Below are 20,310 nucleotides of genomic sequence, written 5' to 3'. Positions count from 1 at the left end.
CTGCACCAACGACGGGTTGCCACGCCGATCCGCGACAGCCCAACGTCCACTCAAGCGGGTGTTCGTGAGCCCGTTGTTCGAAGGCGCGCTGTCGGGAGGCCGACAACGCACCGCACACACTTGACGAAATACCCCTAAGGGGTATGGTGGTCTTCGTGTCTGATACCCCCTGGGGGTATATACGAAAGTGAAGGGAACTCGATGACTACGACCACGTACCACGTGACTGGAATGACCTGTGGGCATTGCGAAGGAGCGATCACTCGGGAAGTCGGCCAGGTGGCCGGCGTCCAGCGAGTCGACGTTTCCGCAAGCACCGGCATTCTCGCGGTGACCAGCGCGGGCGAACTTGACGACGCCGCGGTGTTGGCTGCCGTCGAGGAAGCCGGATACACCGGAGTGCGCGCCTGACATGCGCGCACCGTTAAGGCTCGGGTTGTACGTCGCAGCGCTGGTTGCGATATTCGTCGCCGGCTTCGTCGGCGCCCGCGCATTCATCCCCGCAGACGCATCCGCGTCGTGGAAAAGGCAAACGGAGGCAACACAAATGGATCACGGAGCACACCACGGCGGCCACAACGGATCGGCCTCATCGGCTGAGGTGCCGGGCCTGTCGATCGAACGTAGCGGATATCAGATCCGCGATGTGGCAGCACCCGACGTCGTCGGAGAGGACGGCACGCTGTCGTTCCGATTGACCGGCCCCGGTGGCGTTGCGCTCACCGAGTACGACACCGCTCACGACAAAGACCTCCACCTGATCGTCGTCCGTAGCGACGGCGCCGAGTTCCGGCACGTGCATCCCCACTACGACGGCGACGGCCGGTGGTCGATGCCGTGGCGCTGGAATGCGGCGGGCTCCTACCGGATCTTCGCCGACGCCGTTCCCACCGACCTCGGCAGCAACGTGACGCTGACCTCAACCACGTCAGTCGCCGGCAACTTGGTCCCGCGGCCACTGCCGCCGGAGTCCGCCGTCGCCACGGTCGGCGATTTCACCGTCACTCTCGACGGATCGCTCGGCGTCGGCGCAACTTCCACCCTGACGTTCACCGTCACACGCGCAGGACGGCCGGTCCAGACCTTGGAGCCGTATCTCGGCGCCTACGGCCACCTGGTGGCGCTTCGGACCGGTGACCTCGGGTACCTGCACGTGCACCCGATGGGTGAGCCGGGCGACGGAATCACCCAGCCGGGACCCGAGATTGAGTTCATGGCTGCCGCACCGACCGATGGCACTTACCTGCTGTACCTGGACTTCAAGGTGGACGGACAGGTTCACACCGCAGAGTTCACCGTCACCGCGGCGCCGGGCATTGCCACCGCGGGCTCGCCCGAGCCCGAACACTCCGGCGCCGGTCACTGACCGGAGCGAACTGAAAGGAGTCATGTCGTGACGACCTCGTCCGATCACCCGCCGGAGCAGGCAGACAATATCGAACTCGACATCAGTGGCATGACCTGTGCGTCATGCGCCATGCGAATCGAGAAGAAGCTCAACAAGATCGACGGAATCTCGGCGACGGTGAACTACGCCACCGAGAAGGCCCGTGTCAGTGCCCCGCGGGGGTTCGACATCGAGGTCTTGATCGCCGAGGTCGAGAAAACCGGTTATGGCGCTACTCTGCCTGCGGCCAAGATCACCGCATCCGACGCTGATGAACAGCGGGAGGAGCCGGAGCTGACGGCTCTGCGTAACCGCCTCATCGGGTCGGTCGTGCTGTCGCTGCCGGTGATCGTCCTCGCGATGGCTCCCGCGCTGCAGTTCACGTACTGGCAGTGGGCGTCGCTGGCGCTCGCCGCACCGGTGATCGTCTGGGCCGCATGGCCGTTCCATAAGGCCGCGTTCGCCATCCTCCGGCACGGCGCCGCGACGATGGACACACTCATCTCGGTAGGCACCTCCGCGGCCTTCCTATGGTCGCTGTATGCGCTGTTCTTCGGCACCGCCGGGGTGCCCGGAATGACGCACGCGTTCGAGTTCACCATCACCCCTGGCGACGGCTCGGCCAACATCTATCTGGAGGTCGCCGCCGGTGTCACCACGTTCGTCCTGGCCGGACGCTACTTCGAGAAGCGATCCAAGCGTCAGGCCGGGGCGGCCATGCGGGCACTTTTGGAGCTGGGCGCCAAAGACGTTGCGGTACTGCGCAATGGCGTAGAGACCCGGATCCCGACCGAGGACTTGGCAGCCGGCGACGAGTTCATCGTGCGGCCAGGGGAGAAGATCGCCACCGACGGCGTCATCATCGACGGCACGTCTGCGGTCGATGCATCGATGCTGACCGGCGAATCGGTGCCGGTCGAAGTCGGCGAAGGCGACACCGTGGTCGGCGCTACCGTCAACGCCGGCGGACGCCTGGTCGTCCGTGCCACCCGGGTCGGATCGGACACGCAGCTCGCACAGATGGCCAAGCTTGTCGAGGATGCACAATCCGGCAAGGCAGAGGTCCAGCGCTTGGCGGACAAGATCTCCGGCGTCTTCGTGCCGATCGTGATCGGTATCGCCGTCGCTACCCTCGCGGTGTGGCTGGGCGGCGGCTTCGGGATCTCGGCCGCGTTCACCGCTGCGGTAGCTGTGTTGATCATCGCGTGCCCCTGTGCGCTCGGATTGGCCACCCCGACAGCACTTTTGGTCGGGACCGGCCGCGGCGCTCAGCTCGGCATCCTGATCAAGGGCCCCGAGGTGCTCGAATCGACCCGCAAGATCGACACCATCGTGCTGGACAAGACCGGGACGGTCACCACTGGCAAGATGACCCTGCTCGGTGTCACGACCACCGGTGACACCAGTGGTGACGAAGTGTTGCGGCTAGCCGGAGCCGTCGAGGACGCGTCCGAACACCCGATCGCTCAGGCGATTGCCAAGGGTGCGGTGCAGCGGGTTGGCGCTCTGCCCACCCCGGAGTCCTTCAAGAACGTCGAAGGCAAGGGTGTGCAGGGGATCGTCGACGGGCACCTCGTGGTGGTGGGACGAGCATCATTGCTCGAAGACTGGTCAATCACCATGGACGCAGAGTTGGCCGCCGCCAAAGAGGCCGCCGAGAAGACCGGTCAGACTGCGGTTGTGGTGGCCTGGGACGGAGCCGCCCGCGGCGTACTGGTGGTCGCAGACGCAGTCAAAGGCACCAGCGCCGAAGCCATCGGCCAGCTCAAGGCGCTGGGATTGACCCCAGTTCTGTTGACCGGCGACAACCGAACCGTGGCTGAGCGGGTCGCCGGGCAAGTCGGGATCGAGCAGGTCGTCGCGGAGGTCCTGCCACGGGACAAAGTCGATGTCGTGAGCCGCCTGCAAGCCGAGGGCAAGGTCGTCGCGATGGTCGGCGACGGCGTCAACGACGCTGCCGCACTTGCGCAGGCGGATCTCGGCCTGGCGATGGGCACTGGAACCGACGCTGCGATCGAGGCTGCCGACCTGACCCTGGTGCGTGGCGACCTTCGATCGGCGGCCGATGCAATACGGCTGGCACGCAAGACATTGACGACAATCAAGGTGAATCTGTTCTGGGCGTTTGCCTACAACGTCGCCGCGATCCCATTGGCCGCGCTCGGGCTGCTCAACCCGATGCTCGCGGGCGCCGCGATGGCGTTCTCGAGTGTGTTCGTCGTCAGCAACAGCCTGCGGTTGCGCGCATTCCGCTCCCAAGCTGACGGCACCGCCGATCTCGACCCGCGGCGTGCGTCGGCGTCGCCTTCCCCGCAGTACGCATGATTGTCACGGCGATGGTAAGAGGCTGGTTGGGTAATTCTGATGTTAGCCCGGGTGTATCCGGGCAGGCTGATCACGATCGTCGCTCCGGTTTCTCGAACACGGCGTGGTAGGCGAACCGGGGCCCGTAGCGATGGGCTGAACCGAATCCGGCTGCCTCGGCCAGCTCGTGTGCCCGGCGGAATGACACGAAGTCGGGGTCGATTGCGACCTCGGCGATGACCAACCGGCCCTTGGGGGTCAGCACCCGGTTCAGCTCTGTCATCATCGCTGCGGGTTCGGGGATCTCGCCGAGCACGCTCGCCAGATAAACTGCGTCAAAATGAGAGTCGCTGTAGGGCAATCGTTCCGAACCGTCGGTTCGGCGAGGCACCACAGTCACGCCACGGCGGGTGGCGCGAGCCGACGTGGCGTTCAACATCTGTTGCTGGACGTCAAGGATCAAGTACTACCAGCGGGAAGGATTGTTGCCGCCCGGTGTGCACACGCATCCGAATCAGGTCGATTACGACGACGGTCACGCCGATCGGTTGCGTCTGATCAGGGCGCTCATCGACATTGGTGGTATGTCCGCCAGCGCGACCGCAGATCTGCTGGCGGTCCTGGATGCCACCAGCCGGAACGCTTGGCAGTCACTTGGCGAGGTGCAACACGCCCTGGCCAATCGACGCAAGACGCGTCGGGATGAGCCTGACGAAGATAACGCCCGCCGAATAGTGGACGCACTGCTGGAGCGACGCGGATGGGCCGTCGACGACCGCAGCCCGGCTCACCGTGTCCTGGTCGATACTTGCATCACGCTGCGCCAACTCGGGCACGATGACGTGATCTCGGCCCTTGACGATTATGCCGAGGCGACCGAGGCGATCGCGACGATCGACACCAACCTCGTCAAGAGCAAGAGTTCGATGTCCTCGATGACCGAAACGATGATCATCGCAACTACTTTGGGGGACACGATGCTGTCTGCCCTACGTCAACTCGCTCAGGAACACGTTTCACGGCCGATTCTGTCGCAGCTGAAACCCCGCGACGATTGATCACCGTACGATCAGAACCTTAACTGGCGCAACGCCGGTGTGGGTTACCCGCGACCCGAGCACATCTGCGGTGGACACTTCGGCTCCTTCGGTGACGCGGGTTCCGATCGCGGCTGCTCCGAACGTTGCTGAGGAGCTTGCCGTGGGGCGGGGGCCTCGCGGGCCGGCGGTTCCGGTCGCGCGGGTGCCTCCCGAGTGGGTCGCTGTCGGGCAGGCGCCTCTTGCGGGGGCGCTTGCTGAGCGGGCGGCTGCCAGACCGGGGTCTGGCGTTCGGGAGCCTGATACCTGGGAGCCGGCGCTTCCTTGGGGGCGGGAGCCTGGGGCTCGGGCGCGGGTTCCTGCCACACCGGTGCCTCGCGAACAGGGGCCTGTGTCTTGGGAGCCGGTGTCTCGGGCTCGGGCGTTGTGGGGATCTGGGGTGCCGGTTCCCGCTGCGCCGGAGGCTGTTCCGGCCGATTCCGTTGCTGCGGAGGCTCCTGTTGGCGCGGTGCCTCCCCAGGTGCGGGCGCTTGGGACGCCGGCACCTGCGGATCCGGAGCGGTGTGACGTGGCGCCGGGGTCTCGCGTGGGCGATCCGGCGCAACGCTGGGCGGGCTGGCCGGGTCGGGTTGGTCCGGCGACGCTTCACCCGGGTTCGGTCGGTCAGACCGTGGGGGTGCCGCCGGTAGACCTGAGGAGACATCCGGTTCTGCTTCCGGTGCCGGTGCGGTCTCCGGCCTTCGATCCGGTTTGTCGGTCGTCGGCGGTGTGTAGGCGGGCACCGGCTCAAGTTTGGGTGCGTTGAACTCGGGTGACACTTTCGACGGCGGAGCAGCTGGCACAGGTGCCGTCAATGCCGGTGGTGCAATTGGTGTCTCGTGGTTTGCGGCAACTGGTTCGGATTGCTTGCGCAGCGCCGACTCCAGCGCCGGTCCGGTGAGGGTGAAATGCCGCGGCGAGAGTTCCTTGGTGAAGTCACGGGTGGATTTGTCCGCGAGGCTCTTCATGAGCGGCCCAGAGGCAGCCGTCGCCTTGTCATTGGAGATGAACTGCGCCAGTGAGGCGTTCAGGTTCACCACCGGCGCGGAGACGCGGATGTCCACCTTGATCACCGGGTCGGGGAGGCGGGCCCAGTCCCGGTTGCGCGGGTTGTGCCAATCCCGGTTCCGGTTCCAGTCCCGGTACCGATCCGGGTTGAACCCGTGGGCCCGATGCCACTGCGCGCGGCGGTACACCGGATTGTGGACGTGGAACTTCCACTGGAAGTACAGCCGGTACGGGTGGTGGCGGTCGTACCAGTCCCGCCTGCGCGGGTCACCCGGGTGGTCGCGGCGCTGGCCCCATTCGTTCCAGCCGTTGCGGTCCCAACCGTGGCGGTCGTAGCCAGCCCAGTTGTACCCGGCCCAGTTGTATCCCCAGCGGTCATAGCCCCACCGGTCGTAACCCCAGCGGTCGTAGCCCCACCGGTCAAAGCCGAGGAAATCGTAGCCGTACCGGTTGTAGCCGCCGAGGTCGTAGTTGTACCAGTCATAGGAGTTGTAGCCGTAGAGCTGGCCCCAGGACGGGTCGTAGTAACCCAGGTATCCGAGGTTCGGAGTCAACGGAGGATCCACCGGCTGGGGCCAATCGGCCGCCGGGGCGAGGGGAACATCGGGTGGCGGTGGGATGAAGTCGTCCCCAGCCGTGCCCGGGTACCCCCAGGTCGGCGCAGACGCGCTCGTCAGCGCCGCGTCAGGCACCGGTGGTGTCGTAGCTGGTGGTGCGGGCAATGCAACCAGTCGTTGTACCGAATCCGGTGTGTACTGCATAAGTTGTTGTGTCAGTTGCAGATACAGGTTCTGCAGGCTGGTGCGCTCAGGTGACGGGGACACGTAGTCCAAGCCCTGCTTGGCCTTGTTGAGGGCGGTGCGTGCGTCGGTCAGCTGCTCCGGCGTGGGCTGCTGTCCGCTCCCGAGGATGTCCTGTGCCGTCTTCAAGTCGTCGACGACTGCGGCCAGGGCAACCTCCTGCGCATGGTCGGAGAAGATCACCTTCTGGACGCCCCATAAGGTGCCTCCCGGCGAGGTTGTGTACGTCGCGCCGAGGAACCCGGCGACGAGCAGCACGACCAGTCCACCGGCGACGACCGCCTTGCCTCGGCGTGACCGGGGAATGAGCCGGCGTCGCCGCGGCAGCGGCTCGGCCGGCTGCAGGGACCTCAAGTCGACGGGTGGGGGGACGAGTGCAGTCATGCCGACCTCCTTGATGATGACCAGTGACCTGGCCACATCACTCCCGACCCCGTGATTTCCAGATGTTCAGGCGCTCATCAGCGACCCGATGTGTATGCCTAAGCAATATTAAGCATAACTAAATGTCGCGCGGTGACAACAGGGGCCGGTGCCCCGGCGGCGAGCTCGGCGGCTGCTATTGCTCGCCAGTCTCCACGACATCCTTGATGCGCTCCAGCGTCTTGCGCATGTCACGGATGTTGCGGCGGGTGCGGAGCTGTCCTCCGAGGACGGAGAACACCGTGGTGAACGCGCCGGGGGTCATCCGAAAGGATTCGGTGACGTCGGTGTCGGTGCCGGCCGGCTCCAACCGGTAGTGCCAGTTGTTGACCGGCCGGTCGCCGACGAGCACCGCGAAGCCGAATTCCCGGCCCGGCTCGCAGGCGGTCACCTCGCACGTCGTCCAATAGACGGGCCCGATCTCGTTGCGCTTCACATGACCGCGAAACCGCGCGCCGAGTGCGGGTCCGGTGGCGCCGCCGAGCCACTCGGCTTCCATCACCTCGGGCGAGAATTTTCCGGTATTGCGAACATCGGAGATGAGGTCCCAGATGCGGTCGGCCGGCGCGGCCATCCGCACCGTTACCGAGCCTTCCATGGCCATGAGTCTGCCTCCCCGGGCGGGCTTGTGCGTCGATGCGCAGCGTCTTGTCCGTCAACGTAGCACCGCCCGGCCCGGTGAGGTATGGCCCGGCACAACTGGTTTCGCCGGGGATTCCCGGGGCTCTCGAGGCGGCGGGCTGTCGGGACGTGATGGCAGCATCGTGAGCATGACGTCGACAGAGCGGCCGAGGCCGCCACTGAATGCTGGTGAGCGCACGACGCTGGAGGGGTGGCTGGAGTTCTACCGCGCCACGTTGGCGCAGAAATGCGAAGGCCTGGATGACGAGCGGCTGCGCTCGGCGCCGGTGCCGCCGTCCGAGTTGACCCTGCTCGGTCTGGTGCAGCACGCGGCAGAGGTGGAACGCAATTGGTTCCGCAGGGTGCTCGCCGGTGAGGATGTGCCGCCGATCTTCGGGCCGCGGGGCTCCGACGGCCACGACGGCGGTTTCGGGGTATCGGCGCTGTCGTCATTTCGCGACGCAGCACAGATCTGGCAGGGCGAGATCGAGCAGGCGCGGATCAACTGTGCGGCGCGTGGGCTCGACGACACCGCGCCATTCATGGGTGGCGAGGTCAGCTTGCGCTGGATCTACCTGCACATGATCGCCGAGTACGCCCGCCACTGTGGGCATGCGGATCTGATCCGTGAGCGCATCGACGGACGGATCGGCGTCTAACGGCGCTGGTCAAGCCGGATGCTCCCGCCCGAGCGCATCGAGCAGGCAATCGACGGCCAGCTTTCCCAGCGCATCGGAGGCCAGCGGGCTGTCGCCGGTGAGCAGGCGGCGGTCTTGGTGCACGGTGCCCGCCATCTCGTCGTTGACGATGGTGAGGCCTTGCTTGGCCAACAGGTCGGCGACCAGCCACTGCAGGCGTCCGGGCAGATACCCGATGTCGATGTTGGGACCCTCGTCGAGGGCGTCGGGGAACACGCACACCGAATAGCCGGCCAGCGGTGACTGCGACTTGCCGAGTCCCGCGGCCAGCAGCGCCGCCGGACCGTGGCACAGGGTGATGATGAACCGCCCGTGGTCCAGTGCCCAGTTCAGCGTCTGGCCGACCTCATGGCTGCCCGGCAGCCCGACGACGGCGCCGTGGCCGCCGGGAATGAAGACGGCGAGATAGTCGGAGGCCGCCTTGAGATCGGCGACCACGTTGGACAGCTTGAGGGGCTGCTTGAGCCTGGTCTTGAGAGCCTCGTAGGTTGACGTGACGGCGGGGTCTTCGTGCGGCATGGCCCACAGTTCCAACTTGGCCGGGTATCCGGAGATGGTCGCGACGTCGACGTCGAATCCGGTTTGCATCAGATGGTGCAGCGGCAGCAGCATCTCCACCGGATGGTTGCCGGTGGAGAACATCTTCCCGTTCTGGCACAACACATATCGCTCTTCGGTGGCGATCATCAGTACCTTCCACCGGCCCTCGGCATATGCACCTTTGTGCTCGACCCCGGCGAAGTCGGTCTTCGGCGAGGTGTACTGACTCAACGAGTAGGGCGACGGGAAGTAGGCGTCGTCCTCGGCCGGATCCGGGGTAGGTACCTTGCTGAGGTCGTCTGCGTCTTGCGACATCTGGTTCACCACTTCCTTTTCCCGACTCGTGCGGTGTGGTCAGTGATACCCGGCGTTCGCCCGCCTCATGCCTGTCATCGCAACGGCAGCTCGGCGAAGATCGGTGTGGTTGGTTCGGTCGAGCCAGCGCCCGGCTCGACCGTGAAAGCCAAGGCCGATGCGTCGCCTAGGTCCGGTAGCACCGCCGTGGTCGACGGCGCGACAGCGGCGGAGTCCATGGTGCCCGCAGACGTTGCTCCGCCCTCACGTAGTAGCCACATCTGATACACCGTGCCGGTTTGCGGGGGCGTGACGCCGTTCATCACCAGCACCCCGGCGTTGCGCTCGCGGGAAAACACGACGGTCGCCGTGCCGCCGGTGGGGATGGCCCCGGAGACAGTCCGTACGTCGGGTGCGGCGAAGATCTGCTCGGCCGTCGTCGATTGTGGGCCCGGGCGCAGCGCGATGCCGATTCCGATGCCGGCGAGGGCGATGACGACCGCGGCCGCGGCCGCCAAAGCCGTCTTGCGCCAGCGCGGGGTGGGCCGCAGCTCACGCACCGAGACCGCGGCCAGCAGCTGTTCACGCAGATGCGGTGGTGGCTCCAGGGTGGTGGACCCGGCCAGCCGCGCCATGGTTTCCCGCACCTCCCGCACTTCGCGCGCGAACTGGGCCGCGACCTCCGAAGGGGCCACGGCGAGGCGTTGTTCGATGTCAGCCCGCTCGCTCTCGGACACCGCGTGCAGGGCATACGGGGTCGCCAGCTCGATCAGTTCGGGGTCAACGGGTTCGGTCATGCCGCCCCCAGGCAGTTGCGAAGGCCGCGGAGGGCGTCGCGCATCCGCGATTTGATGGTGGCGAGGTTGGCCGCCAACCGTTGAGAGACCTGGCTGTAGGTCAGCCCGTCGTAGTAGGCGAGATGGATGCACTCGCGCTGGGCGTCCGTCAGCGACGACAGGCATTCGGCGACGCGGCGCTGCTCGTCCTGGATGATCACCGAGTCGGCGACATTGTCGGTGGGCGGCTCCACGCTGGTTGCGCCATAGCGTGACTCACGATGGCTGGCGGCCTGTTCGGCGCGAACCCGGTCCACCGCCCGCCGGTGCGCGAGCGTCATCAGCCAGGCCATCGGTGATCCGGCCGCCGGGTCGTAGCTGTCCGCGGTGCGCCACACCTGGAGATAGATGTCCTGAGTGGTTTCCTCGCTGTAACCAGGATCGCGCAGAACGCGGGTGACCAGACCGAATACCCGCGACCGCGTACGGTCGTAGAGCTCGGCGAAGGCGTCGACGTCGCGTCGGGCCACCCGCCGCAGCAACGCGTCGAGTTCGGCGGTCACCCACAGCAGCCTAGCCACTCGGGCCTGCGCCGTCACGTTTATCCGTATCTCGGTGCCCTGGGGATGAAAAAGGAAGTGCGCGAACAGTATTCCGCGAACCCGGGCCGGCCCGACATGTGCTTTTCGGCCAGTCGGGCACCGGTTGCGTATACGAGGAAATACGTCATCAACACCGGGGAGAGCACCGTCGCCAGCGACAGCCAGCCGCAGATGCTCGACAGCCATAATCCCCACCACACGCAGCAGTCGCCGAAATAGTTGGGATGGCGGGTCCAGGCCCACAACCCGCGGTCCATGATGGCTCCCCGGTTGGCCGGGTCGGATTTGAAGCGGCGCAGCTGGTGGTCGCCGATCGCTTCGAACGCCAGGCCGACGGCCCAGATCAACACGCCCCCAAACAGAACCGGCCGCAGGACGGCTGGAGTCGGCCCCAACGTCGCTGACAGCTGGACGGGAAAGGACACGAACCAGGTTGCCGCTCCCTGGACCACGAACACCTTGCGCAGCACATGAGCGGTCGAGTAGTCGCCGCCCAGCAGCTCCTCATAACGCGGATCCTCACCTTTGCCCGCGGACTTCAGCACCATGTGCCAGGACAATCGGCCCGCCCAGAGGGCGATCAACACCAATAGCAGGACGCGCCGGAGGAGGTCGCCGGTGCCGAGAACGGCGCTGACGGCCGCGATCGCGATGAAGCCTATGCCCCAGGCCACGTCGACGACGTTGTACCGCCCGATTTTTCGTCCGATCAAGAATGTCGCGCCGTGGACCACGGCGAGTGCGGCCAGCGATACCGTGGTGACGATGAGCAGGTTCACCGGTGTCCTCCTGTCGGGGCGAATGTCCACTGGTAGACGTCGAGGTAGCCCGAGGTGAAACCGGCTTCGGAGTACGCCAGATACAGCTCCCACATGCGGACGAAGATGTCGTCGAATCCGAGTGCTGCCACGGCGTCGCGGCGGGAGACGAAGCGTTCCCGCCACAGTCGCAGGGTCTCGGCGTAATGCGGCCGCAGCGACATCATGTCAACGGTGCGTAGCCGGGTATGCCGTTCGGTGAGACCGATGATCGCTTCGGTAGACGGCAGCAGCCCGCCGGGGAAGATGTACTTCTGGATCCAGGTGTGAGTGTCGCGCGAGGCCAGCATGCGGTCGTGCGGCATGGTGATCGCCTGGATTGCGACCCGGCCTCCGGGGGTGACCAGTCGGTCGAGCGCTCGAAAATACGTGGGCCAGAATCGGTAACCCACGGCTTCGACCATCTCAACCGACACCACTGCGTCGTAGCAGCCGTCGACATCGCGGTAGTCGCGCAGGTCGATACCGACCCGGTCCGCCAGACCGGCCGCCGACACCCGTTGCCGGCCCAGCCGTTGTTGCTCGGCTGACAGGGTGATCGAACGGACCTCGGCGCCGCGTTCGGCGGCCTGGATGCAGAGTTGACCCCAGCCGGTACCGATCTCCAATACTCGGCTGCCCGGCCGCACTCCCGCGGCGTCGAGCAGTCGGTCGATCTTCCGGCGCTGAGCCTCGGCCAGCCCGGCCGCTGTCCCGGGCAGTTGCGGGAACAGCGCGCTGGAGTAACTCATCGTCTCGTCGAGAAACTCCGAGAACAGCTCGTTCGACAGGTCGTAGTGCGCCGCGATGTTCCGCCGGGACTGAGCAGGATCGTTGTGGGCCGAGCGTGGTGACCGGGGCAGCGCCACGGTGCGGAACCGTTGCAGCGCAGCGGGAACCAAATCGCCCATCGACCGGCCGAACGAGGTGAGCAAGCCGACGAGATCATCGGAATGCCACTCACCGGCCATATAGGACTCACCGAAGCCGATCAGGCCGTGGCAACCGATCCTCCTGGCCAGCGCTGCCGGCCGTTCGATGACCATGGTGGGCAGCGTCGGGTCCGCGGCCCCGATCACGGTGCCGTCCGGAAACGACAGCCGCACCGGCAATGTCGCCGCGGCCCGTCGCAGCAGCCGGTCGGCCACTGCGCCGGATACCGCGGCCATCGGGCCGCGCGGTGGATGTGCCACGTCCGGCCAGCGGCTGGGGTCGATGGCGGGGGACGTTCCGGTCCGGGTGTTCACAGTGGCCTTCCTTGGTTCTCGGTAACGGACTCAACGGCTACTTCGGCAGGGCGGGGGACCACCGGGACGCGGCGCAGCCACAACGTGATTCCTTCGACACGGATGGCGAGGGCTCCGGCCAGCGGCGCCAGCGGCGCGGCCAGTTGCAGACGAAGAACTTCCCAGGTGTTCACCGGCCTCCGGTCACCGCGAAGGGTGGCGACGAAGGCCGGATGACCTTGGCGGTGAAGCGAAACCGTCACGTCGACATGTTCGCCGGGCTCTGGGGCGCGCACCCGGTAGTGCCCGTCGACGGCGTTGAACGGTGAGACGTACATGCGCTTGGGCACGTTCGCGCACTGCCCGGCGGGAAGCAGATAAGCATGCCGCCGGCCGTAGGTGTTGTGGACCTCGGCGACCACGAAGCGCAGCGTGCCGGAGGCGTCGTGGCACCAGTACAGGCTCAGTGGGTTGAACACATATCCGAGCACCCGCGCCTGGAGCAGCGCGGTCACCCTACCGCCGTCGAGGTCCACGTCGTGCGACAACAAGAATTCGTCGACGCGTTGGCGTAGTGAGTCTTTCGGTCCGCCCGCGAAATGGTCGTCTGCCTCGAATCGGGCGAACGGTCGCAGCCAGCGCGGTAACTGCGGCATCCGGTCGAGGTCCACATACCAGCTGTAACCGCGGTAGCTGAAGCGATGGCGCACGGGGGCGCGGCGGACGTGGGTGATCCTGGTGCGGTACAGCGCCGGCGTCAGCATGCCAGCGGCTCCGCAACCGTGCCGCCGGCCCATCGTGCGCCCAATCGCTGCGCGGCCCGCAATCCCGATGCGGCACCGTCCTCGTGGAACCCCCAACCGTGATAGGCCCCGGCGAAGACGACGCGGTCGTCGTTGAGCTGAGGCAGCAGTCGTTGCGCGGCTACGGATTCGGTGGTGTAGGCCGGATGGGCGTAGATCATCTCGGCCACGACTTTCGACGGGTCCACCCGATGGGCCCCACCCAGGGTCACCAGGTAGCGCCGGCCGCCACCGAGCTTCATGAGTCTGGTGATGTCGTATGTGACGGTGACGGCATGATCAACCGGGTCGATCAGATAGTTCCAGGACGCGCGGGCTCGGGGCAGCCGTGGCAGTACCGACTCGTCGGTGTGCAGCTGAGCCCGATTGAGGCTGTAGGGGATGGCTCCGAGGATGTGCCGCTCGTCCTCGCTCGGGTGGTCGAGCATCAGTAGCGCCTGGTCGGGGTGGGTGGCGATGACAGCGGCATCGAACCGCCGTGGTGGCTGGCCGTCGACGGTGATGAGCACGCCGTCGGCGCATCGGCGCACGGATCGCACGTGCGCGCCGGTCACCGCCTCGGGCAGTCGGGACACAATCGCGTCGACGTAGTTGGCCGACCCGCCGACTACCGTGCGCCACGTCGGCGATCCGAAGACCGACAGCATGCCGTGGTGCTGCAGGAAGACCAACAGGTACCGCGCCGGATAGCGCAAGGCTTCACCCGGCGGGCACGACCAGACCGCGGCAACCAGCGGGGTCATGAATCGCTCGGTGAAATACCGGGAGAACCCGTGGCGGTGCAGAAACTCGCCGAGGGTTTCCTCGTTCCCGGTTGTCTCGCGCCGCAGCAATTGAGTTGCCAGCCGGTGGAATCGGGTGACCTCGCCCAGCATCAGCAGGTAGCGGGGCCGACCCAGATTGGACCAGCTGGGAAACAATCCGCTCAGGCCACGGGCTCCGGCGTACTCCAGACCGGTACCGTCATCACGCACGGACATTGACATGTCGGTGTCTTGAGTACGGATCCCGAGTTCGCCGAACAACCGGCACAGGGTCGGGTACGTGCGGTCGTTGTGAACCAGGAAGGCCGTGTCGAGTGCGACGGTGTGGCCGTCTTCGACAACATGCTGGGTATGGGCATGTCCGCCGAATCGGGTGTCGGCTTCGAGCAGGGTCACGCGGTCACGTGCGGACAGGGCATACGCGGCGGTCAGACCGGCGACACCGCTACCGATCACCGCGACGGCGCGCCCACCAGGATGAATGTGTTCCACACCCGGTATTCGGAGCCGGGCCCGGCCCGGATGGAAAGAACTTCTACCGGAGTTCGGCGATCACCTTCCCGAAGGCCTCGGCGTGGGCGATCTGCACGATGATGTAACTGATCCCATAGTTCTCTCGCAGGCCGCGCAGGCGATCGGCGATCGCGCTGACCGATCCGGACAGCACCCCCGGATGCCGCAGCAGCTCTTCGTCGCTGAGGTAGGGCAGGAAATGGCGCGGGACGTTGAGGATGGGCATCTCGCTGCCGGGGGCAGGCATCGCGGTGATGGCGATGTTGAGTTCGAGATCGTCGAATCGTTGCCCGGCGGCATTGCGCAGGAAGGAAATGCGTTCTGCCAGAGGGTCACCCGTGACGTGGTCGCCACCGGTGAGGCCCACGATATCGGCGGTCTGGGCGGCCACCGTCAGCAATCGGTCCCCGTTGCCCGCGATGAGGATCGGGATGTCGGGCGCATGCTCGCGCATGTACTCGGTGGTGTGGCGCAGGTAGTCGATGCGCTCGCGGGCACTGGGGTACGGCAGCTCGGCCGCCTCGAACTCCTCACGCACGTAGCCGGCGCCGAGGCCCAGGTCGAACCGGCCCCCGGACAGGTCCCGCAGCGCGGTGGCGTCGCGAGCCAGCAGGGCGGGCTTGTAGAAGCAGGCGTTCAGCACGAACGTCCCGACCCGCAGGGAGCTGGTCGCCGCGGCGATCGCGATGAGCGTCGGGAACGGTGCGGGTGCACCGAGATGGTCGGGCACGTTGAGCACGTCGAATCCGAGGTCTTCGGCGCGACGTGCCGCGTCGGCAACCTGGGATTGGGATTCGGCCGTACGCAGGCTGACGCCGAAGCGGAAGTCCTTGGGCATCACCCGATCTTAGGCATGAGCGTCCCAGGTTTGGGAGTGTCGGGTGCGGGCAATTCTCAGCCGTGACGAGTCATCCGACGGTGGGTGTGGAAGAGGAGTTCCTGCTCGTCGACCCCCAGGGCGGTGAACCGATCGCCCGCAACAAGCAGGTCGCCGCGTGCGCGGCTGAGCACGGTGTGAAACTGCAACTGGAGCTGACCAGCTGTCAGATCGAGACCAACACCGACGTGATGGACACCAGCGGCGCGTTGCGTTCCGAGTTGGCCAGGTTGCGCCGGATTACCGCCGAGGCCGCTGCGGCCAACGGGGCGCAGTTGTTGGCGGCCGCGCTCCCGCCGACCGTGCCGCACAAGTTCCCCGTCACCCCGACGCCGCGCTACCGCAAGATCGCCCACCGGTTCGGCATGATCGCCCACGAACAGGGCATCTGTGGTTGTCATGTGCACGTCGCGGTACCTGACCGGGAAGCCGCGATTCACGTCAGCAACTGGCTGCGACCCTGGCTGCACGTGCTGCTGGCGCTGACCGCCAACTCGTCGATCTACCGCAACACCGACAGCGGCTACGCGAGCTTCCGCAGCGTGCTGTGGACACGCTGGCCCAGCTCGGGCCCGCCGCCGCACTTCGATTCGGCGGCGGAGTACGACGCCGCCGTCGACATGCTGCAGCGCGCCGGTGTCGCGTTGGACGACGGGATGATCTATTGGGATGTGCGCCCGTCGGCGAACTTTCCGACGGTGGAGACCCGGGTGTCGGACGTGCCGGCCACGGTGGCCGAGACGGTGGTGCTGGCGACTCTGATTCGCGCCGGTGTGATGACCGCGTTGCGGGCACACGACGACGGCGAAGCAGCACCGCGGCTCACCGATTGCGCGATACGAGCGGCGCATTGGAAGGCCGCGCACGACGGCCTGGAAGGTGACGGCATCTATCTGGCCGGGGATCAGTCGGTGATGCCGGCGCGCGAGCTACTGACGCGGTTCGTCGAGACGCTGCAGCCGGCGCTCGAGGAGTTGGGCGACGTCGACATGGTGTGTGAGGAGCTGGCCCGTATCGCCGCCGATGGCAACGGCGCGATTCGGCAGCGGCGAGCCTGGCGGCGGCGCGGTGAAATCAGCGACGTGATAGGCGAATTGGCAGCGGCGACCACCCGCGATTGAATCTAGTGCGCCCAGCGCCGCAGGAACTCGATCCAGGTGTGCGGCAGCTCGTGGTGCGTCGCACCGTCGAGAATGCGTTCCAGATAGCCCGGCCGCGGCGGACCGGGTCGGACGCGGTGATCGATATAGACCCAGGCCGCCTCGGGGCCCCCGGTCGTGTGCACGGTGAGCCGGTCCCGGCGGTAGCGCACCGGCACACCCTCGGCGCTGTCGAGCGCGGCCAGATCGTGGTCGGTGAGTTGCCACAGCACACCGTGTACTTGCGATGATCCGACGGGTTCGATGGTGGCCACGCCGCGCTGGTTGATCAGCCATCCGTGGCCGTCCAGGCGGGCCGGTCTGGGATCGATCGCGCCCGGACAGCGCCGGCCCATCTGCGCCACGCACAGATTGGAGCCGTAGGCGAAGTACGAATGCCGCATTCAGCCTGTGACGGTCAGATAGATGAGCACCACATTGAGCACACTAATCAATCCGGCCACCACCCAGCCGAGTGCCGAGGTCACGCGGTGGTTGACGTCCTCGCCCATCAGGCTCGCGTTGCTGGTCAGCCGGATCAGTGGGATCAGCGCCAAGGGAATGCCGAAGGAGAGCACGACTTGTGAGAGCACCAGCGCCCGGCTGGGGTCGACGCCGAAGGCCAGGATGGCCAGGGCGGGAATCAGCGTGACCAGGCGGCGCAGCAGCAGCGGGTAGGAGCGCTGCAGCAGGCCCTGCATGATCATGGCGCCGGCGTAGGCGCCGACCGAGGTGGACGCCAGGCCGGAGGCCAGCAGTCCGATGGCGAACAACAGCGCGACCGTCGGGCCCAGCGTGTCACGCACCGCGGCGTGGGCTCCCTCGATCGAGTCGGTGTTGTCACGCCCTTGCAGGTTGGTGGCCGCGACCAGCAGCATGGCCAGGTTCACCGCCCCGGCCAGCAGCATCGCCATCCCGACGTCGAACCGGGTGACTTTGAGCAGGAACCGGCGCCGGGCACCGGCCTCGGGCCGGCCGTGCCGGTCGCGGGCCAGGCCTGAATGCAGGTAGACCGCGTGCGGCATCACCGTGGCGCCGAGCATCGCGGTGGCCAGCAGCAGGCTTTCGGCACCCTCGAACCGGGGGATCAGCCCGGCCGCGACCTCAGCGGCCGGGGGAGTCTCCACGAACAGGCTGGTCAAGAAACCGATGGCGATGATCAGCAGCAGTCCGGTGATCACCCGCTCGAATACCCGCTGGCCGCTGCGGTTCTGCACGCTGAGCAGGAGAAGTGACACGGCACCGGTGATGACGCCGCCCACCAGCAGCGGCAGATCGAACAGCAGGTACAGGGCGATCGCGCCACCGACGACCTCGGCGAGATCGGTGGCCATGGCGACCAATTCGGCCTGGATCCAGTAGGCGATGCGGGTGGGGGTGCGGGTGTGGTCGGCGACCACCTCGGGCAACGACCGTCCGGTGACCAGGCCGAGCTTGGCCGAGAGGTATTGCACCAGGCCGGCCATGGCGTTGGCCACCACGATCACCCAGACGAGCAGGTAGCCGAACTGGGCTCCCGCGCTGACGTTGGCGGCCACGTTGCCGGGGTCGACGTACGCGATCGCCGCGACGAAAGCCGGCCCGAGCAGCAACCAGCTCGGTGCCGTGCGCGTCCTGGTGTCCTCCAGCAACGACTCACCTCTCTATCCGGGTATGCGAATAGAAAAGTTAGGTTAGCCGAAACCTCGGCATTCAGCTAGCGCCGGTGAGGGTGACGCCCACCTCCGCCGCCGTCGTGATCCCCGCCGCCGATATTGATCGCGATGCCGGGAATGTCGTCATAACAGAGGGCGGCGTAGGCCGGGTCGCAGCCGTACGGGAGATACGGCCCACGCTGAGTCGGCGTGGCATTGATCTGCACATTGCCCGGGCTCGAGCACCGGGTCGCGCCACCCACATCGGTGCATTCCGGATCGGCGGCAGCCGACGGCGCGGCGATGAGTCCTACTGCGAATCCCGCTGTGGCCGACAGGATTGCCGCGCCGAAAATAAGCTTCACCATCCAAGAATGATGCCGGTTCCGAATGCCGGCCCGTACCAGGGACCGTAGTTCATTGCCGGAGGCGAAGTGACGATCTGCGTGCTGCCCTTGGTCTGGCATTGCGTGGTGCTCGGTCCGGTGTTGGTGCACTGCGGTGCAGCCGCGCCGGCCGGGGCGCCGAGAATCGCCAGACACGGCACCGCGACCAACGTCGCCAGGTACCGAATGATGTGGGTCATGACCTACTCCGATCGCTGGAGTAAGTCTACGTCCGAAAAGAGTTGTCGGCGCTGGTCAGAGGACGAAAAACTCGTCGTCCCAAGGGAACATCCCGTAGCTCGGCTGCGGGGGTGTCGAGTCGATCTGCACGTTGCCCTCGGACGCGCATTCGGTGGTCTGCCCACCCTCGACGGAGCTGCCGCCGGTCACCTCGCATTGAGGCAGCAAGCGAGGTTCGCTCGGGGCGCTGGGTTCGGCCGCGGCCAGCGGTGCCATGGCGATCGCCGCCGCGGCGCCGCCGGTCAGCAGGCAACCGGCCAGCGTGGTGAGGCGAAACTTCATCGGAACGCTCCTTCGCGCAGGGGACTAACCGGCAGCGTACAGACCCCGGCCGGTGATCAACGGCAGATCGAGCGTCGTCCGGATTCCGGGATCCGCGGCCACCACTGCGGGGATCGCGTTGACCACCCGCGCAGCCGTCGCGACCAGGCCCGCATGGTTGTGGTCACCATTGGGGCTGCTCAGGCACAGGTCCAGCGTGTAGGACGGCTCACCGGTGACCACTACGCGATAGGACCCGCCTTCCTGGGCGGGCTGCGGCCAATCCGGGCACAGGTCGTCGCGCAGCCGCGTGACATGTTCCAGCACCACGGCGACCTTGCCGTCCTTCATGCCGCGCACCTCGAATCGCAGTGCGGCGGTGGTGCCCGCTGGAATATGTCCGGCCGCGATGTCGAAATCCTCCGGCGCCGGCACCCGGGTGTGCTCCTCGGTCACCTCGTCGAGTTCGATACCGAGACCGGCGGCCAGCTGCCGGACCACCGAACCCCACGCCAGGCTCAGCACACCGGGCTGCAGCAACATCGGGGTTTCGTCGATCGTCTTGCCGAAGCCCATCACGTCGAACATCACCGCCGCACTGTTGTAGGTGGCGTAGTCGACGATCTCCATGCACCGGATCTGCTCGATCTGCTGGCACGTGCCCGCAAGGGCAAGGGGCAGAAGGTCATTGGCGAAGCCGGGGTCGATGCCGTTCACGAAGATGCTCGCGCCGCCCGCCTGCGCCGCAGTTTCGATGGGCTCGATCAGCTCGGCGGGCAGCACCTGCCACGGATACTGCAGGAACACCGCAGAACTGGCCACCACGTTGACGCCGGCGGCCAGAATGCGCCGGTAGTCTTCCAGGGCCTCGGGCAGCCGGTTGTCGGCCAACGCCGTGTAGACCGCGCAGTCCGGCTTGTCGGCCAGGATCGCGTCGAGATCATCGGTGGCTCGAACGCCGGTCGAAACATCAAGTCCGGCAATCTCTCCGGCGTCCTTGCCGGCCTTGGCTGCCGACGACACCCACACCCCGGTGAGGTCGTAGTCCGGGTTGGCGATCAGCTGCGCCAGCGCATGCTGACCGACGTTTCCGGTACCGATCGCCGCTACGCGAATAGCCACACTGCTCCTTCGGGGTCGA

22 protein-coding genes and 1 pseudogene are annotated in these 20,310 nt (G+C 66.5%); 6 read left to right on the top strand and 17 right to left on the bottom strand.

The annotated features are described in order from the left end of the window. The first annotated feature begins 201 nt into the window (after positions 1-201). The 3 genes from BN4332_RS15365 to BN4332_RS15355 all read left to right on the top strand — a co-directional run bounded on the left by BN4332_RS15365 (position 202) and on the right by BN4332_RS15355 (position 3,712). Positions 202-411 (top strand): heavy-metal-associated domain-containing protein, encoded by a 210-nt coding sequence (locus BN4332_RS15365; protein WP_066899348.1) that lies wholly within the window; start codon positions 202-204, stop codon positions 409-411. A gap of 136 nt (positions 412-547) precedes the next feature. Further along, positions 548-1,366: a DUF8832 domain-containing protein gene (locus tag BN4332_RS15360; RefSeq protein ID WP_084459281.1), complete on the top strand. Its 819-nt coding sequence runs from the start codon at positions 548-550 to the stop codon at positions 1,364-1,366. A 27-nt stretch (positions 1,367-1,393) separates the two neighbouring features. Then, a complete protein-coding gene (locus BN4332_RS15355) occupies positions 1,394-3,712 on the top strand; it encodes a heavy metal translocating P-type ATPase (RefSeq protein ID WP_074133080.1) in 2,319 nt (772 codons plus the stop codon). Positions 3,713-3,782: 70 nt separating this feature from the next. Here the strand turns inward: BN4332_RS15355 and BN4332_RS15350 are convergent, their stop codons facing one another. Continuing rightward, positions 3,783-4,130 carry a class I SAM-dependent methyltransferase gene (locus tag BN4332_RS15350; RefSeq protein WP_074133079.1) on the bottom strand — a complete coding sequence of 116 codons (348 nt, stop codon included), beginning with the start codon at positions 4,128-4,130 and terminating at the stop codon, positions 3,783-3,785. Between BN4332_RS15350 and BN4332_RS15345 the strand changes: the two genes are divergently transcribed. Beyond that, positions 4,117-4,749 carry a MerR family transcriptional regulator gene (locus BN4332_RS15345; RefSeq protein WP_235654106.1) on the top strand — a complete coding sequence of 211 codons (633 nt, stop codon included), beginning with the start codon at positions 4,117-4,119 and terminating at the stop codon, positions 4,747-4,749. The two genes, BN4332_RS15350 and BN4332_RS15345, sit on opposite strands and share 14 nt — an antisense overlap. 44 nt (positions 4,750-4,793) lie before the next feature. Here the strand turns inward: BN4332_RS15345 and BN4332_RS15340 are convergent, their stop codons facing one another. Both BN4332_RS15340 and BN4332_RS15335 read right to left on the bottom strand, forming a co-directional pair. Then, positions 4,794-6,959, bottom strand: a complete 2,166-nt coding sequence (locus tag BN4332_RS15340) for a hypothetical protein (protein ID WP_160110871.1) — start codon at positions 6,957-6,959, stop codon at positions 4,794-4,796. A 175-nt stretch (positions 6,960-7,134) separates the two neighbouring features. Then, the gene (locus BN4332_RS15335; RefSeq protein WP_066899438.1) at positions 7,135-7,596 is read right to left on the bottom strand and encodes an SRPBCC family protein; all 462 of its coding nucleotides are present in this window, start codon (positions 7,594-7,596) and stop codon (positions 7,135-7,137) included. Between the two features lie 172 nt (positions 7,597-7,768). On the opposite strand from BN4332_RS15335, the gene BN4332_RS15330 reads away from it, so the two are divergent. After that, positions 7,769-8,278 carry a DinB family protein gene (locus tag BN4332_RS15330; protein ID WP_066899338.1) on the top strand — a complete coding sequence of 170 codons (510 nt, stop codon included), beginning with the start codon at positions 7,769-7,771 and terminating at the stop codon, positions 8,276-8,278. A 9-nt stretch (positions 8,279-8,287) separates the two neighbouring features. Here the strand turns inward: BN4332_RS15330 and hchA are convergent, their stop codons facing one another. From hchA to BN4332_RS15290, 8 genes are all read right to left on the bottom strand, one after another. After that, on the bottom strand, positions 8,288-9,172 hold the full coding sequence (gene hchA / locus BN4332_RS15325) for a glyoxalase III HchA (protein ID WP_066899435.1): 885 nt from the start codon (positions 9,170-9,172) through the stop codon (positions 8,288-8,290). A gap of 74 nt (positions 9,173-9,246) precedes the next feature. Further along, on the bottom strand, positions 9,247-9,948 hold the full coding sequence (locus BN4332_RS15320; RefSeq protein WP_066899336.1) for an anti-sigma factor: 702 nt from the start codon (positions 9,946-9,948) through the stop codon (positions 9,247-9,249). Further along, a complete protein-coding gene (locus tag BN4332_RS15315; RefSeq protein WP_066899334.1) occupies positions 9,945-10,526 on the bottom strand; it encodes a sigma-70 family RNA polymerase sigma factor in 582 nt (193 codons plus the stop codon). The genes BN4332_RS15320 and BN4332_RS15315 overlap by 4 nt, the downstream gene beginning before the upstream one ends. Before the next feature lie 2 nt (positions 10,527-10,528). Beyond that, positions 10,529-11,296, bottom strand: a complete 768-nt coding sequence (locus BN4332_RS15310; protein WP_074133082.1) for a DUF1295 domain-containing protein — start codon at positions 11,294-11,296, stop codon at positions 10,529-10,531. Between the two features lie 8 nt (positions 11,297-11,304). Next, positions 11,305-12,573, bottom strand: coding sequence for a class I SAM-dependent methyltransferase (locus tag BN4332_RS15305; protein ID WP_066899330.1), 1,269 nt, complete (start codon positions 12,571-12,573; stop codon positions 11,305-11,307). Next, positions 12,570-13,316: a DUF1365 domain-containing protein gene (locus BN4332_RS15300; RefSeq protein ID WP_066899328.1), complete on the bottom strand. Its 747-nt coding sequence runs from the start codon at positions 13,314-13,316 to the stop codon at positions 12,570-12,572. Before BN4332_RS15300 ends, BN4332_RS15305 begins: the two co-directional genes overlap by 4 nt. Further along, positions 13,310-14,611 carry an NAD(P)/FAD-dependent oxidoreductase gene (locus BN4332_RS15295; RefSeq protein ID WP_074133078.1) on the bottom strand — a complete coding sequence of 434 codons (1,302 nt, stop codon included), beginning with the start codon at positions 14,609-14,611 and terminating at the stop codon, positions 13,310-13,312. Before BN4332_RS15295 ends, BN4332_RS15300 begins: the two co-directional genes overlap by 7 nt. Before the next feature lie 43 nt (positions 14,612-14,654). After that, positions 14,655-15,470 carry an LLM class F420-dependent oxidoreductase gene (locus BN4332_RS15290; protein ID WP_066899326.1) on the bottom strand — a complete coding sequence of 272 codons (816 nt, stop codon included), beginning with the start codon at positions 15,468-15,470 and terminating at the stop codon, positions 14,655-14,657. Between the two features lie 62 nt (positions 15,471-15,532). Between BN4332_RS15290 and BN4332_RS15285 the strand changes: the two genes are divergently transcribed. After that, the gene (locus BN4332_RS15285) at positions 15,533-16,630 is read left to right on the top strand and encodes a glutamate--cysteine ligase 2 (protein WP_066899324.1); all 1,098 of its coding nucleotides are present in this window, start codon (positions 15,533-15,535) and stop codon (positions 16,628-16,630) included. 11 nt (positions 16,631-16,641) lie between these two features. On the opposite strand, the pseudogene BN4332_RS15280 reads toward BN4332_RS15285, so the two are convergent. From BN4332_RS15280 to BN4332_RS15255, 6 genes and pseudogenes are all read right to left on the bottom strand, one after another. Continuing rightward, a pseudogene (locus BN4332_RS15280) lies at positions 16,642-17,052 on the bottom strand (gamma-glutamylcyclotransferase family protein); the annotation flags it as partial. Beyond that, a complete protein-coding gene (locus BN4332_RS15275) occupies positions 17,053-18,279 on the bottom strand; it encodes an Nramp family divalent metal transporter (protein ID WP_066899320.1) in 1,227 nt (408 codons plus the stop codon). A gap of 65 nt (positions 18,280-18,344) precedes the next feature. Continuing rightward, positions 18,345-18,650, bottom strand: a complete 306-nt coding sequence (locus tag BN4332_RS15270; protein WP_066899318.1) for a hypothetical protein — start codon at positions 18,648-18,650, stop codon at positions 18,345-18,347. Next, a complete protein-coding gene (locus BN4332_RS15265; protein WP_066899316.1) occupies positions 18,644-18,868 on the bottom strand; it encodes a hypothetical protein in 225 nt (74 codons plus the stop codon). Before BN4332_RS15265 ends, BN4332_RS15270 begins: the two co-directional genes overlap by 7 nt. Positions 18,869-18,923: 55 nt before the next feature. Continuing rightward, positions 18,924-19,190, bottom strand: coding sequence for a hypothetical protein (locus tag BN4332_RS15260; RefSeq protein WP_066899314.1), 267 nt, complete (start codon positions 19,188-19,190; stop codon positions 18,924-18,926). A 24-nt stretch (positions 19,191-19,214) separates the two neighbouring features. Further along, positions 19,215-20,291, bottom strand: coding sequence for an NAD(P)H-dependent amine dehydrogenase family protein (locus tag BN4332_RS15255; protein ID WP_066899312.1), 1,077 nt, complete (start codon positions 20,289-20,291; stop codon positions 19,215-19,217). Positions 20,292-20,310 lie beyond the last annotated feature (19 nt).

The organism is Mycolicibacterium houstonense, from assembly GCF_900078665.2.
Lineage (GTDB): Bacteria > Actinomycetota > Actinomycetes > Mycobacteriales > Mycobacteriaceae > Mycobacterium > Mycobacterium houstonense.
This window is presented reverse-complemented; position numbering and strand designations above follow the sequence as displayed.